Here is a 14,975-nt window from a genome sequence, read left to right on the forward strand (position 1 = left end):
CGCCTCTGGTTCATCCGGACCGGGAGCTCCTGACCGCGCGCGGGACGGCGTTGCTCACCTCCGGCGCCGGCGGCGCGAGGCCCCTGCGCCGCCTCCGCAGCCATGCGTACAGCAGCAGGCAGGGCAGCAGCAGCCCGCAGACGCTGATGGCGAGGAACGCCGTGAAGCTGCTGATGTGCCTGACCAGCCAGTCGAAGTTCTGCCCGAAGAACCCGACCACGAAGGACATCGGCAGGAACACGGACGCGAGGATCGTGAGCTGCTCCATCGTGGCGCTCTGCCGAAGGTTGATCTTGTTCTGCTCGACGGAGATCACCGCGATGTTCGCCTCCAGGACGGTGGCCAGGAGGTCGCGCTGGGCGGCGACCTCCTCGTTGACCAGCAGCAGGTGGTCGTGCACGTCCCGGAAGTACGGCCGGAGCTCGGCCGGCGCCTTGCCCGGCTGCAGCCGCCGGGTGAGCACGGCGAGCAGCGGGTGCACGGCGCGGTAGAAGTCCGTGGCCTCGCGGCGCAGGGAGTAGATCCGCTCGGTCGGGGCGACCGCCCCCGAGAACACCGTGGCCTCGATCTGCTCGATGTCGTGTTCGAGTTCCGCGACGACCGGGGCGTAGCTGTCGACGACCTGGTCGAGGATGGCCCACAGCGTCGAGGAGCTGCCGGCCCGCAGGAGCTCGGGGCGGCGTTCGAGCCGGCTGCGGGCGCCGTGCAGTTCGCTGGCGATGCCCTGGCGGACCGTGATCACGAAGTGCTCGGCGAGGAAGACGCTGATCTCGCCGGTGTCGACCTCCTCGCGCTCGTCGTCGTAGCGCGCGGTGCGCAGGATGATCAGCTCGGTGCCGTCCTCGTACTGCTCGGCCTTCGGCCGCAGGTGGTAGGCGCGGGCGTCCTCGACGGCGAGTTCGTGCAGCCCGAAGCACTCGCGCACCCTGGCCAGCTCCTCGGGGGCCGGTTCGAACATGCCGAGCCAGACGAAGCCGCCCTGCCGGCAGCGCTCGGCCGCCTGCTCCAGCGGCATCGCGCCCTCGTGCTGCCTGCGCCCGTCGCGGTAGTGCGCGCAGTCGACGATCACGGCCATCCTCCTCGCGTCCGCCGCACCCGCCTTACAGCACCGATACTCCCCTGTTCCTACCCGAATGTCCCCGCGACGGGCCCGGAGCGGTGCCCCTCCGGGCGGCCCGCATACTTGCACGATGGACACTCCGAGATCCTCCTGGCGCAACACGACGCACGACTGGGCGAGCACCGTGGACCTCGATCACCTGGCGTCCGTCCGCCGTAGCGCCGGCACGTTCGCTCCCGGCGGCGTGCGGCACCTGGTCCTCGAAGTCGTCGCCTACGCGGCCGACGAGGCGGAGTGCAGCGACCGGGGCGAGGGCCGCTGCGTCGTCACGCTGCACCCCGACGGCTCGGTCTCCGTAGCGGATGACGGGCGGGGCACCGACACCCGCGTCGACGATCGCGGTCACGCCGTGAAGAAGCCCGTCATGGCGACGAAGGACCTCCGCTTCTTCGACCGCCCCGGCGCGCAGCTCCTTCCCGACGGCCATCCGCGCCGGGGCATGTCCGTCGTCGCGGCGCTCAGCGAGTGGCTCGTCCACACGAACCGGCGCCGCAACGGCTCGTGGACCCAGCGGTACGAGCACGGGGTGCCGGTGAGCGACCTGACGCCGGTCGCTGACGACGGATCGAGCGGAACGGTCGTCCACTTCCGTCCGGGCGAGGATCTGCGCGCCACGGGCGCACTGACGGCCGACGAGCTCATACGGCTCGCCACGCCATGGCAGCGCCTGTCCGTCGAGGTCGTCGACCGCCGCGCCGTCTGACCCCCGGTCACGGCGACCGAGAAAACAGGCGGACCGGCGTGACGGCCTGTGTAGATTGCCGATCATGAACACGTCGCCCCAGCAGCCGAGCGCCCCGTACGCCGGGTCCGCGGTCCCCTCCCCCGCTCCCCCGCCGCACCCTCCCGCCGGCCCCGGGCCCTCCGCCGCCCCGAGGCGCCTGTGGATACCCGTGCTGGCCGGTGCCGTGGCGGCCTCCGTGTTCTGGGGCGGCTTCCTGGCCCTGTCGGACGGCCCCCGCGCCGCGACCACGGACACCCGGGCCTACAAGGTCAGCACGGACCTGTGCCAGGACGCGTCCACCGAGGCGATCGGCTCGCTCTTCACCGTCAAGCACGACGAGGACAAGCCGGGGTCGGTGCTCCGGCACGAGGCGATGGACCGCAGCGAGTGCTACCTGGACCTGGAGCCGAAGAAGACCGGGGCGGGCATGGTCACGCTGAGCACCATGGTGACCCTCCACAAGGAGGCCGACCGCACGCCCGAGTTCATCGCCGAGGCCGAGAGCGCCGGCTACCTCGCCAAGAGCAAGGCCACCGTCAAGAAGGTCACGGGCCTCGGCGACCGCGCCTACCTGGTGTCCGTGGACATCGACACCATCCGGATGACCACCCTCAGCGTCCTGGACGGCGGAACGGAGTACACGGCCAAGCTCACGCAGAGCTCGGCCACCGCCGACGAGTCGGCCCCCGGCTACGACGCCGACCAGCTCCAGCCGGTCCTCGTCAAGGACGCGAAGGCCACCCTCGCCAAGCTCAGAAGCTGATCCCTATACACGGGAGGTGTCCCAAGCGCAGGACCAGGCCGGGCGGGACCTGCGGGACGCCCGGGCCAAGGCGGCCATAGAGGCGTTCGTGTCCCGGGCTTCGCCGCTGGTGCGTTGAGCGCTGCTCACGCCCTCGCCGGTGCCTCCAGTTGTGCGGCCATGAGGCGGACGATTTCCGTCTGGTGCTGGGCGAGGAAGAAGTGGCCGCCGGGGAAGACCTTCTGGGTGAAGGGGCCTTCGGTGTGGCCGGACCAGGCGGCGGCCTCCTCGACGGTGACCTTCGGGTCGTCGTCGCCGACGAAGGTGGTCACGGGGCAGCGCAGGGCCGGCCCGGGGTTCCACCGGTACGTTTCGGCGGCGCGGTAGTCGGCGCGGATGGCCGGGAGGATCATGCGCAGGACCTCCTCGTCGCCCAGCAGCTCCGGATTGGTGCCGCTGAGGCCGCGCATCTCGGCGACGAGGCCGTCGTCGTCGCGCAGGTGGACGGTCTCGTCGCGGTGCGCGGAGGGGGCGCGGCGGCCGGAGGCGAAGAGGGCGGCGGGCACGATGTCCCGCTCCTGCTCCAGGCGGCGGGCGATCTCGTAGCCGAGGGAGGCGCCCATGCTGTGGCCGAAGAGGGCGATCGGCCGGTCGGTCCAGGGCAGGAGGGCCTCGTAGACCTTGTCGGCGAGTGCCTGGACGGAGTCCAGGAGCGGTTCGGTGCGGCGGTCCTGGCGGCCGGGGTACTGCACGCACAGCACGTCGACGGTGTCGGGCATGGCCCGGGAGACGGGGAAGTAGAAGCTGGCGGAGCCGCCCGCGTGGGGCAGGCAGACCAGTCGGACGCGGCTGTCGGGACGCGGGTGGAACCTGCGGATCCAGAGGCCGTTGTCGTCGGGGAGCGGGGTGTTCACGGAAGCGTTCCTTTGCGGTCTCGTGCGGTCTCGCTCGCCGGGCGGCGGCCCGCGGAAGGGCCGGGTACGGGCGGGGGCCCCGGCAGCGGCCCCCGCCCGCGGTCCGTCAGGACTTCGCGACGTCCTCCCTGATGACGCGCTCGACGTTGCGCTCCGCCAGCGCGGTGATGGTGACGAAGGGGTTGACGCCGATGCTGCCGGGGATGAGCGAGCCGTCCGTCACGTAGAGGTTCTTGTAGCCGGCGACGCGGCCGTAGTTGTCGGTGGCCTTGCCGAGCACGCAGCCGCCGAGCGGGTGGTAGCAGAAGTCGTCGGCGAAGGCCTTGAGCTGCTTGCCGAAGAGGTCGTACCGGTAGATCGTGGTGTTGGCCTTGTTGATGCGGTCGAACAGCGACTTCGCGGCGGCGACGGCGGGCGCGTTCTGCTCGCGGGTCCAGCGCAGGTCGGCCCGGTCCTTGGCCGCGTCGTAGACGAAGGTGCCGCGCTCGGGGTTCTTGGTGATGGCCAGGTAGAGGCTGACCCAGGTCTCGACGCCCGCCGGCATGGGGGCGATCTCGGCGAAGACGGGGGCGTCCTTGTTGTCCCAGTCGTCGATGCCGAGGGCGGGGATGGAGGACTGCTTGGTGCCCGTGGGGTTCCACATGTGGTTGGCGCGGGCGGTCATGATGTTGCCGTTGGGGCCCCAGCCGCCGCCGATCTCGGAGCTGAGGTTGGGCAGGGTGCCGGTCTCCCGGGCGCGCAGCAGCAGTTCGGTGGAGCCGAGGCTGCCGGCGCCGAGGAAGAGGTGGCGGCAGGAGATCTCCTTGGTCGCGAGCAGCTTCCCGTCGGCGTCCTTCTGCTCGACGGTCAGCAGGTACGTGCCGTCCTTCTGCTGACGGATCGTCTTGACCTGGTGGAGGGTCTCGATGGTGACCTTGCCGGTGCCGAGGGCGGCCGCGAGGTAGCTCTTGTCGAGGGAGACCTTGCCGTGGTTGTTGCCGTAGATGACCTCGGCGGCCAGCGCGGACTTGGGCACCGTGCCGTCCGCCTCGCGCCGCATGTAGTCCCAGTCGTAGACGTTGGGCACGAAGGTGGTGCTCAGGCCCGCCTTCGAGGCCTGCTCACGGGAGACGCGGGCGAACTTGTACCAGTCGGTCTGCTCGAACCAGTCCTTGTCGATGCTGCCGACCCTCAGCGTCGAGTTGGCGCGCGGGAAGTACTTGGCGTACATCTCGGCGGCGTCGACCTGGGGCAGCACCTCCTCGAAGTACGAGCGCCGGGGGGTGACCGCCATGCCGCCGTTGACGAGCGAGCCGCCGCCGACGCCGCGGCCCACGTACACGGACATCTGGTCGAAGTTCACGCGGTCCAGGACGCCCGCGTAGGGGTCGATGTCCCGGTTGGCGAGGTCGAGCCACAGGAAGGAGCCGAGGGGGGCCTCGGTGCGGGTCTTGAACCAGCTGGAGCGCTTGTCGGGCTTGAGCATGCCGCTGAAGACGTTGCCGTCGGGGCCGGGCTGGTTCCACAGCTGGCCCATCTCCAGCATCAGCGTGGGGACCCCTGCCTCGCCGAGGCGCAGCGCGGAGACGGCCGCGCCGTAGCCGGTGCCGACCACGACGGCGGGGACGAACGTGCCGCCGGAGCCGCCGGCCGCGGTGGCGGCGGCGGCCCGCGGGGCGGCGGTGATCGTGGTCTGGCCGGCGAGTGCGGCGGCGCCCAAGGCCGCCAGGCCGAGCATGCGGCGGCGCGACAGGGGCTGGTGTGCTACCACGCTGTTTTCTCCTGAGCTTCGGGGAGAGGAAGATGAACCCGGAGGGCCGGCCGGACAGAGCGGCACGACCAGGGGCGGAATGGACGGTATGGAGACCGGGCGAAGGCTGTCAACGGATTCCGGACCGGGCCGGCTAACCCTGTGGACGCCGGGTCCGGGAGGTTCGGTTACCCGGGGTACGGAAGGGGGCGTTACGGTACGGTCCGCCCCCGGGTGCGGACACCGGCCCGCGCGTGCCGCTCAGGCGTCCGCCGGGCCGGGCAGCAGGGCGGAGAACGCGGCCAGTTCGGACCGTCCGGCGACCTGGAGCTTGCGGTAGGCGCTGGTGAGGTGCTTCTCCACGGCGCGTGAACTGACCTCCAGCCGTTCGGCGATGTGCTTGTTGGGCACTCCGTGGGCGGCGAGCCCGGCGACCCTGCGTTCGGCCCGGGTGAGCGCGGAGACGGCCACCGGCTGCCGGGAGCCGGCCGGGGCGGCGAGCTCCCGGCACGCCCGGTCGGCGATCCACGGCACGCCGCAGGCGAGGGCCTGGTCGCGGGCGCGGCCCAGCCGGTCCTGGGCCTCGGCGCAGCGGCCGGCGGCCAGCAGCCGCCGGCCGAGGAGCAGTTCGGTCCGTGCCGCTTCCATGGTGTTCACCGACCGCTGCAGGAGGCCGGCGGACTCGCGCAGCAGCTCGACGCCCTGCTCCCCCTCCGTGATCGCGCCCCTGACGCGCTGGGCGCGGCCGATGGTGACGGGGGTGCCCCAGGCGAGGGCCCGTTCGTACTCCTCGTCGGCGAGGTCGTGGGCCTGCCGGGTCTGGCCGAGCCGGTGGTGCAGTCCGGCCGCCCAGGTGCGCCAGGGGACGAGGGCGGGGTTGCGCCATTCGGCGCGTTCGGCCGAGCGGCCCCAGTCGAGGACGTATTCCAGGGCCGTGGCCGGGTCTCCCCCGGTGGCGGCGACGGAGCCCCTCAGGAGCTGGAGCGGCGAGGGCCGGTAGTCGTGGTCGGCGGCCTCGCGGCGGTGGCCGAGCAGGCGCCGGGCCAGCTTGGTGTCGCGGCTCTGGACGGCGACCATGACGAGGGCGGTCATGGCGGACAGCGTGGCCCACTCCATGATGCCGTGGGCGAGGGCCTCCTCGGCGTGGGCCCTGGCCTCCTGGATCCGTCCCCGGGTCAGCAGGACGTGGGCGAGTTCGGCGGCGATGACGGCCCGGGGCACGGGGGCGCCGTCCCGGCGTGCGCGCTCCCGCGCGATCGTCAGCCAGGGGCCGATGGCGTCGAGCGACTCGGCGGCCGCCAGGACGCCGCACAGGTGCGGCAGTGCGGTGTGGACGTGGCCGGGGGCCGCCGGTTCGTGCTGGAGGACGCGGTCGGCCTGGTGCGCGACTTCCGCGGCGGTCATCCGCTGGGTGACGGTGGCGCCGTGCAGCAGGACGGTGACGAGTTCGCGTTCGGCGGCGGTGCCCATCGGGGGCGTGTCGCCCAGGGCGCGCAAGCGCGCCGCGCACTCCCCCATCTCCCCCGGTCCGGCGACGGCGACGTGCCGCAGCCGGGCCTCCAGCCGCAGGGCGGCCTGGCGTTCGGCGCCGGTGAGGGCGTCCGGGTCGCCCAGCTCGGCGGCCACCTTGGCGACGGTGTCGATGACCGGCGGTGGGCAGCTGCCGAGCAGGAAGGGCGGGGTGCGGGCGGCGGCGAGGGCGCGTCCCGCGGTGGTGGGGAGCAGCAGGAACGCCTGGGAGAGGTGGCGCAGGGCCGCCTGGGGGTCGATGTCGCGCTCCGACGCGGCCAGGTCGAGGAGCAGGGCGGCGCGGTCCGTGCCGGAGGAGGAGCTGCCGAGAAGGGCGTGGCGCAGGTAGCGGGACGCTTCCCGGAGCGCTCCGCGCCGGCGTGCGGCGGTCGCGGCGGACCGCAGCACCTCGACGGTCCAGCCGTCGTGGCACGTGGTGACGGCGAGGAGCTGGGCGGCGGCCCGCTCGGCGGGGTGGCCGCCGTTGTGCAGCAGCTGGGCGGCGCGCAGGTGGACGTCCTCCTGTTCCGCGGGTGTCATCGACTCCTCGGCGGCCTCCCGTACGGCGGGATGGGCGAAGCGCGGCGCGTCGCCGTCGGTGAGCAGGCCGAGGCGGCGCAGGGAGCGTACGGCCTCCTCGCTGCCGGCGGCGTCGAGCTCGGCGAGCCGGCCCGCGAGTTCGAGGTCCGTCTCCTGACCGGGTTCCTGGCCGAGGACGGCCAGGGCCCGGGCGAGCCTGCGCACCGGTTCGGGCTGGGAGCGGAGGGCGACGGCGAGGCGTTCGTGCAGGGCGACGAGCCGGTGTGCGGGCGTGGCGGGGGTGTGGCCGGCCGCCGGGTCGTCCGGGGCCAGGCCGGTCAGGGCCGCGGCGAGGAACAGGGGGTTGCCGCCCGAGGCCTCGTGGCAGGCGGTGACCTGCCCGGACTCCCCGGGGTGCCCGAGGTGGTCGGCGACGAGGTCCGCGACGGTCTCGACGGGCAGCGGGGCCAGGTGGACGAGGCGGGTGGCGCGTTCGACGCATGCCTGCACCGCCGGCGCGTCCGCGCCCGGCTCGCCCTCGCGCACGCTGACGACCACGGCGAGGCGCCGGCCCGGCAGGCGCTTGGTGAGCTCGCCGAGCCAGTGCAGGGAGGCGGGGTCGGCCCACTGGAGGTCGTCCACGAGGAGCAGCAGGGGCTGGTCCGTGCTGTGGTCGGTGACGAAGGAGAGCAGCTCCGCGAACCGTTCGGGGCCGGGGACGAGGTCGAGGGGCCCGCAGCCGGGGAACGGGGCGAGGAGCTGGCTGACGACGCCGAAGGGGAAGTCCTGTTCCTGGGGCGCGCAGCCGGCGGTCAGGGCGCGCAGGCCGCGGCGTTCGGCGAGCGCGGGCAGCCTGCGCAGCAGGGCGGTCTTGCCGCTGCCGAGGCCGCCGGTGACGGCCAGCAGACGGCTGTCACCGCGGTGGGCGGACTCCATCGCCGCGGTGATCAGGTCGAGTTCGCGTTCCCGGCCGCGAAGAGGTGTCATGGTGTCGCCTTCGGTCGGTGCTCCAGCGCGGCGGCCAGTGCGGCCCGGCCCCGGATGCCCAGCTTGCGGTAGGTCTTGGTCAGGTGCAGTTCGACGGTGCGCGGGGTGACCGACAGCCGGGCCGCGATGGCCCGGTTGGGCAGGCCGTCGGCGGCCAGTTCGGCCACCCGCAGCTCCGCGCCGGTCAGTTGCTGCCGGGGCAGCGGGCCGGCGGGGGTCCCGGGCGGGGGCCGCCGGTCCTCCGGCCGGGCGGCGGACGGCCCGTCACCGGGCGCGATGCGCCGCGCGGAGGGGGCGCCGTCCCCCGGGGAGCCGGCCGGCGCGCGCCGGCCGGCGGGTTCCGCCGGCGCGCGCGGGCCGTCCGCCACGGCGCCCGCCGGGGTCGCGGGGGCGCCCCAGGCGCGGGCGAGGCGCTGCTCCTCGGCGAGGAGGGCGGCGGCCACGGTGACGTCCGCCGACGGGTCGCAGGCGGAGGCGGCGATCCGGCGCCAGGGCAGGAACGCGGGGTTGGTCACCTGCCGGGCGAGCAGTCTGCGCCCGCACTCCTGCAGGTCGGTCAGGGCCTGTTCCCGGTGGCCGCGCGCCAGGTGGGTGCGGCCCCGGGCGTAGAGCAGGAGGGCGCCGGAGAGTCCGGCCGCGGTGCCGTAGGGCTGGGCCGCGGCGAGGAGCCGCTCGGCCGCGTCCGGTTCGCCCTGTTCCAGCCGTACGAGGGCCGCGAGGGCGATCAGCCCGGGGGTGAGGAACGGGATCCGGCCGCGGCCGGGCATGATCTCCCGGGCCCGGTCCAGGGCGTCCGCCGCGGCGTCGGGCCGTCCCCGGGCGAGTTCGGCGAGGCCGGTGACGAGCAGGACCAGCCCGGCCACCGGGGGCACGTCGGCGTGCCGGGCGCGCAGGAGCACGGCGTCGAGGGCGGTGCGGGCCTCGTCGAGGTCGCCGCTGAGCACCAGGACGTGGCAGGCGGCCAGTTGGAGGAGGAGCGGCACGGTGCGGCGGGCGGCCGGGGCGAGGGCGGTGCGGGCCAGGTCGCGGGCGAGGCCGATGTCGTGGCCGCGCAAGGCGGTGCGCCAGGCCGCGGCCGCGGCTTCCGCCGCCGTGGCGGGCCGCCGGGGCAGGGGCGGGGCCTGGCGGCCGTCCAGCTCGTGGGCGCCTTCCGGCTCGCTCTGCTCGGCGACCCAGTACAGGGCGCGCAGCGCGGTCGCCTCGTCCCCGTCCGGTGCGGCGCGCCCGGCGGCGCGGGCGATCAGCGGCTGGGCGGCGGCCATGTCGCCGCGGGCGACGAGGAGTTCGGCGGCGCTCACCCAGGCGGGTCCCGCGGTGGTGCCGGCGGGGACGAGCAGGGCCTGGCGCAGGTGCCGGTCGGCGGTCTCCGGGTCGGTGGGCAGGACGGCCGCCGCGAGTTCGGTCAGCAGGTGGACGCGCTGGGCGGGCGGCACGGGTTCGCGCAGGGCGCACCGGAGCAGCCGGGCGGCGTCGGCCGGCCGGCCGGTGGCGCGGTGCCGGGCGGCCTCGCCGCGCAGGAGTCCGACGGCCCAGGCGGCGCCGGCGGGCCGTGCGCTCAGCAGCATGCGGGCGACCGCGCCGTCGGGGGCGGCGGTCCGGTAGGCCCATGCGGCCGCGCGGGCGTGGAGTTCCTCGCGGCTCTGGACGGTGAGGGCGGCCAGGACGGTCTCTGCCGCGGCCGGGTGCCGGAAGGCGGGCCGGTCGCCGGGGAGGAGCAGGCCGGTTCCGGAGAGCCGGGCGAGGGCGCGGGGGGCGGGTGTCCCGGTGAGTGCGGTGATCATGGGGTGGGTGCAGTCGGGACCGGCGGCCGCGATCACGCGCAGGATGTCGTGGAGGTCCTCGGGCAACACGGTGAGGGTGCGCCGGGTGCGGCGGCGTACGGCTTCGGCGGTGCAGTCGGCGAGGTGGGGCAGGTTGTCGCCGGTGGGGGTCCGTCCGTGGCGGGCGAACCGGCTGATGACCGAGCGCAGCAGGCCGGGGTTGCCGTCGGCGGCCCGCGTCGCCGCCTCCTGGAACGCGGGGTCGGCCGGGGTGGGCCAGGCCTCGGCGAGGAGCCGGCCGACGACCGGGTCGGGCAGCGGTCCGAGGGTGAGGACGTGCCGGGCGATGGTGTGTCCGCCGTCCAGCGGGCAGGGGGTGATGCGGTCGCCGGGTTCCGCGGGGGCGGCGTCGCTGTGGGCGGTGAGCAGCATCAGGGGGGTGCCGGCGAGCCGGCGGGCGAGGGCCTGCAGCCAGCGCAGGGACGCCTGGTCGGCCCACTGGACGTCGTCGACGACGACGAGCAGCGGTTCGGTGCGGGCGGCGGTGAGGAAGACGCGGCACAGGGCGGCCCGTTCCAGGTCCTGTGGTTGCCGGTGCGGCGGCGGGGCGGCGGCGTGGCCGCTGCGGGCCAGGGCGCCGTGCAGCCGGGCGGCCAGGCTGTGGGGCCGGCCGGACTCCTCCGCGCAGGCTTGGGCGGCGGTGACCCGTATGCCGGCCCGCGCGGCCAGGGCGGCCGCGCGGTCCAGCAGTGCGCTGCGGCCGATGCCGGGCGGGCCGTGCACCTCGGCGACGGCGGGCCGGCCCCGGCGCAGGTTCAGGAGCGCGGCGGTGAGCAGGGCTTCTTCGTGTTCGCGCCCGGCGAGCGGTGAGGGATCTGCGGGGGTGTTCCCGGGTGTGCTGTGGTTGCCGGGCCGGGAGGCGCTGGTCGGTGGCATGGCCGTCGTCCCGGTCACCGGCCCGTCGCCAGGAGTCCGGAGGGGCGGAGGCCGCCGGGGAGTTCGGAGCGGCCCCGTACGTCGAGCTTCCGGTAGACGTTGGTGAGGTGCATCTCGACGGTGCGGGTGGTGATGAACAGGGTCTCGGCGATCTTCTTGTTGCTGACTCCGTCGCGGGCGAGGGCGGCCACGCGGCGTTCGCTGCTGGTGAGGGAGTCGAGGGGGTTGGCGGCGAGCTGCGGCATCCTGCCGCCCGCGGTGACCAGCAGCCGGCGCGCGATGGCGGCGAGCTGGTGGTATCCGCAGTGGGTGGCCCGTTCGATGACGCGGCGCAGGTGGCGGCGGGCGCCGTCGGCGTCGCCGTGGCGCAGCAGTTCGTGGCCGAGCTGGTATTCGGCCTTGGCGAGCTCCAGGCGGGCCGGGGAGGAGGCCAGGGCGTCCACGGCGTCGCCGAGCAGCCGCAGCCGGGCCCGGCCCTCGGCGACGCAGGCGGTGGCGAGCATGCCCAGGCCCAGGGCCCGGGGGGTGCCCCAGCGCTGCAGGCCGGGCCGGGCCTCTTCGACGATCGCGGCGGCCTCGGCGGTCCGGCCGAGGTGGGCGAGGGTGGTGGTGGCGGGCAGCCACCAGGGGGCCAGGAGCGGGTTGGCGACCCCGGCTTCGGCCAGGCTGCGGCCGCACCTGCGCCACACCGCCACGGCGCCTTCCAGGTCGCCGTGTTCGCGCAGGGCCCTTCCCCGGACGTAGAGGTAGTGGTGCCACTCGTAGAGGCGGCGTTCGAGCGCGGCGTCGGTGCGCACGAGGCGGTCCAGCACGAGGCCCGCTTCGGCGGTCCGGCCGGCGGAGAGCAGGGCACTGCCCAGGGCTATGTGCGCGAGGGGCGCGGGATCGCCCTGACCGGAGCGTTCGGCGAGGGCGAGGGCGGCCCGGGCCTGCCGCAGGGCGCCGGTGATGTCGCCGGCGTTGTGGAGGATGAGGGAGCGGCCGGCGAGTGCCGGGACGCGTACGCGCGCGGCCTGGCGGGCGGGGCCTCCCGAGCAGGAGCGCTCCAGGCCGGCCAGTGCCTCGTCGGCGGCGTCGGCCTGGCTGAGGACGGTGGAGGGGCCGAGGACCCACCAGCCTGCCGGGGCGGCCTCTTCCACGCGCAGGGCCTTGCGGGCGAGTGCGGCCGCTTCTCCGGCCGGGCGGCCCTCCAGGCAGGTCATGACGCTCATGGCGGCGAGCAGCTGGCGCTCGGCGGGGCTGTCGCCGCGGGGCATGGTCCAGGTGAGGGCCCGTTCGCGGGCGAGGGACACGGCCGACGTGTCGTTGACGGCGGTGACCAGGAGGGCCGAGGCGACGGTGGTGCGCAGTTCGCGGTCGGCGGGCCCGGGGTCCGCGCCCAGGCAGGCGTCGAGGTCGTCGAGGACGTCGCCGAGGGTGCGCACGGCGTCGGTCGCCTGGCGGGTGCCGACGGCGGAGAGGCCGTAGTCCGTGGCGATGGCGGCCTTCTCGCGGGCGTCGTCGGTGGCGGCGAGGGCCTTGTGGAGGTGCCACAGGGCGGCGGCCGGTGCGGTGGGGGCGCAGGCCTTCGCCAGTTCGCGGTGGACGTCCTTGCGTTCGGCGGCGGTGAGCCGTGCCGTCAGGGCGCGCCGCAGGCAGCCGACCACGTCCGGGTCGGCGGCCCGGCCGGGTGAGGCGGCGATGGCGTCGCGGAGGACGGCGAGCATCCAGGGTTCGTCGATGCGGTCCAGGAAGAGGAGCTGGGCGACGACCTCGGCGGCCGGGCGGCCGGCGTCGTTGAGCAGCCTGGCGGCGCGGGCCCGCAGTTCGCTCACGGCACCGGCGGGCAGGCCCGCCAGGACGGCCCGGCGGAGGGGGTCGCGCATCACCGCCCCCCGCGACCCGGGAGCGGCGGCCTCGAACCGGCGCAGCACGGCCAGGGCGGTCTCCGCGCGCCGGGCCGGGGTGCCCGCGAGCGCGCCCAGCAGGTCGGTGTCGGCACGGCCGAGGACGGCCAGGGCCGTGGCGACCTGGCGTACGGGACCGGGCTGGACGGCCAGGAAGTCGGGTATCAGCGAGGCCAGGATGCCGCCGTAGACCGTGCGCAGCCGGCGCAGGCCGCCGCGGTCGGGGCGGATCCCGGCGGTGCGCAGTCCGGTGAGGAGCCGCCCGAGGAGCTGCGGGTTGCCGCCGCAGATCTCCGCGCAGCGCCGTGCGAAGAGCGGGTCCACGGGCCCGCCCAGCGCCCGGTCGATCATCCGGCCGGTGCCGGACTCGTTCATCGGCCCCAGTTCCAGCAGCGTGCAGCGGTCCTGGGCGAGCAGTTCGGCGAGGACGGCGGTGCCGGGGCCGTCGCTCTCCGTGCGCTGGGCGAAGAGCACGAGGAGGGGTTGTGCGGCGACGCGGCGCAGGGCGAAGTCGAGGCGGCGCAGGGCCGCTTCGTCGCACCACTGGGCGTCGTCGACGACGATGGCGAGCGGGCCCGCGGCCAGCCGGCGGACGAGGTGGCCGTGGAAGCGGCGCCGGTCGGCGTACGGGTCGGAGGGCGCCGCGGGGTCCGTGGCGTCGGGCCCGGCGGGGAGGACCGGGGGGACGGCGGCACGGCCCGGTTCCGTGCTGCCGGTGAGGGTGCGGACGGTGAAGCCGTCGGCGCGCAGATGGACGGCGGCCGCGGTGAGCAGGCTGCTCCTGCCGATTCCGGCCGGGCCCCGGACGAGCACGGCCTGTGCGGCTCCGGCACGGGCCCGGCCCGCCCGGCGCAGCACGCTGTTGAGTTCGGCGGAGCGGCCGACGAGGGTCCGGGAAGACTCATGACGTGTCTCGGGGATGACCGCCACAGTGTTCCTTTCATGAAGCCTGACGCGACCTCAGGGGACGATCGGCGCGTCGGCGGCCGGCCCTGGGGAGGGGCCGGCCTGCAAGATCCAGTCGACATGACAGTAGAAAACGGAAGTGAACATTTCCACCTGCCTTTGAGTCAGAACCGGAAGTTTATGGCCGAATTGTCACTGCGGGAGCCGAACGGGCACCGGCCCAGGGGCCCCGGGACCGTTCACTTCACGAAGTCGTCCACGACCTCCGGCGGCCAGGTGCCGACCTTGAGCACGCCCATGGAGTAGGCGCGGGAGACCAGCGCGGCGCGGTTGGGCACCTTCAGCTTCCGCAGCAGGCAGGTCACGTGGTACTCGACGCCCTGCCGGCTCAGGTAGAGGCGCGAGGCGAGGGGGACGGTGGAGACGCCGGCGGCGATGCCTTCGAGGATGCGCGCGTCCATCGCGGAGAGGATCTTCTTGCGGTTGGTCACCACGCGCGTCCCTTCGGCGTCCCGGGCCGTGGGCATCATGACCAGGATCGCGGTCGTGTCGGGCAGGCCGCCGCGCACCGCGACCGCGGTGAGGGGGACGGTGAACGCGGACTCCTCACCCGGCCCCACGGCGATGACGGGGGTGACGAAGCGCTGGTGCTTTCCCTCCAGCAGGTGGGAGAACTGGCGCATCAGCGGCTGCTGGACGCTCGGGTGCACCACGTCACGGAAACTGCGGCCGCATATTTCCTCGGACGAACCGTTGAACTGCCGGAAGAACTCCTGATTCGCCTGCTGAATCGTCAGGGACTTATCAAGGCTCGCCATGCACAGGCCCGGTGCTGCAGGTGCTGCATTCAACAAGGGAGGAATCCCCTTCAGGAAACTTCTTGGAGGGTGAAATCAATGGGGAGGCTAGTGAGAAACCGGACCGGCGGTCAACGACCGCCCGGCGGTGCGGGCTTAAGACTGCGGCTCCGCGGCAAAGGTTCGGTACCGCCCGAAGGCCACTGCGGGGGTTCGGTACGGTCGAAGTCGCGCCAGCGCATCCGCCGTCTTCACGCCACCCCGGGGCGCATTTCCGCCCTCCATGAACGGCTGATTACCCGGCTGTCACGCACGTGTAAAAAAACACCTGCGCATACTCTCGCACGGGAAGCCCCGGCCGGCCGGGGCTTCCCGGAACAGACAGCCGTGGGGGCCCCGGCCCCCCCCCCCCGGCCCGGCCCCCCCCCGCCCCGCGCGCGGCCGCC

9 protein-coding genes are annotated in these 14,975 nt (G+C 74.6%); 2 read left to right on the plus strand and 7 right to left on the minus strand.

The window, feature by feature from the left end; all coding sequences use genetic code 11:
* Positions 1–10: 10 nt before the first annotated feature.
* Entirely contained in the window at positions 11–1,069 is a 1,059-nt protein-coding gene (locus ACOTKD_RS36065) for a magnesium and cobalt transport protein CorA (RefSeq protein WP_424893220.1), read from the minus strand.
* Between the two features lie 121 nt (positions 1,070–1,190).
* On the opposite strand from ACOTKD_RS36065, the gene ACOTKD_RS36070 reads away from it, so the two are divergent.
* Positions 1,191–1,823: an ATP-binding protein gene (locus ACOTKD_RS36070; RefSeq protein WP_424893221.1), complete on the plus strand. Its 633-nt coding sequence runs from the start codon at positions 1,191–1,193 to the stop codon at positions 1,821–1,823.
* 64 nt (positions 1,824–1,887) lie between these two features.
* A complete protein-coding gene (locus ACOTKD_RS36075) occupies positions 1,888–2,607 on the plus strand; it encodes a hypothetical protein (protein ID WP_424893222.1) in 720 nt (239 codons plus the stop codon).
* A gap of 125 nt (positions 2,608–2,732) precedes the next feature.
* Here the strand turns inward: ACOTKD_RS36075 and ACOTKD_RS36080 are convergent, their stop codons facing one another.
* From ACOTKD_RS36080 to ACOTKD_RS36105, 6 genes are all read right to left on the minus strand, one after another.
* The gene (locus tag ACOTKD_RS36080) at positions 2,733–3,500 is read right to left on the minus strand and encodes a thioesterase II family protein (protein ID WP_424893223.1); all 768 of its coding nucleotides are present in this window, start codon (positions 3,498–3,500) and stop codon (positions 2,733–2,735) included.
* 106 nt (positions 3,501–3,606) lie between these two features.
* On the minus strand, positions 3,607–5,217 hold the full coding sequence (locus ACOTKD_RS36085; protein WP_424893234.1) for a GMC oxidoreductase: 1,611 nt from the start codon (positions 5,215–5,217) through the stop codon (positions 3,607–3,609).
* A 273-nt stretch (positions 5,218–5,490) separates the two neighbouring features.
* Positions 5,491–8,244 carry an ATP-binding protein gene (locus ACOTKD_RS36090; RefSeq protein WP_424893224.1) on the minus strand — a complete coding sequence of 918 codons (2,754 nt, stop codon included), beginning with the start codon at positions 8,242–8,244 and terminating at the stop codon, positions 5,491–5,493.
* Complete coding sequence (locus ACOTKD_RS36095) at positions 8,241–10,940, minus strand: AAA family ATPase (RefSeq protein WP_424893225.1); 2,700 nt, start codon at positions 10,938–10,940, stop codon at positions 8,241–8,243. The genes ACOTKD_RS36090 and ACOTKD_RS36095 overlap by 4 nt, the downstream gene beginning before the upstream one ends.
* Before the next feature lie 14 nt (positions 10,941–10,954).
* Positions 10,955–13,756 carry an AAA family ATPase gene (locus tag ACOTKD_RS36100; protein ID WP_424893226.1) on the minus strand — a complete coding sequence of 934 codons (2,802 nt, stop codon included), beginning with the start codon at positions 13,754–13,756 and terminating at the stop codon, positions 10,955–10,957.
* Between the two features lie 215 nt (positions 13,757–13,971).
* Complete coding sequence (locus ACOTKD_RS36105; protein WP_106679608.1) at positions 13,972–14,550, minus strand: LuxR C-terminal-related transcriptional regulator; 579 nt, start codon at positions 14,548–14,550, stop codon at positions 13,972–13,974.
* Between the last annotated feature and the right edge of the window lie 425 nt (positions 14,551–14,975).

It is taken from the genome of Streptomyces sp. XH2 (assembly GCF_049725035.1).
Lineage (GTDB): Bacteria > Actinomycetota > Actinomycetes > Streptomycetales > Streptomycetaceae > Streptomyces > Streptomyces roseoverticillatus.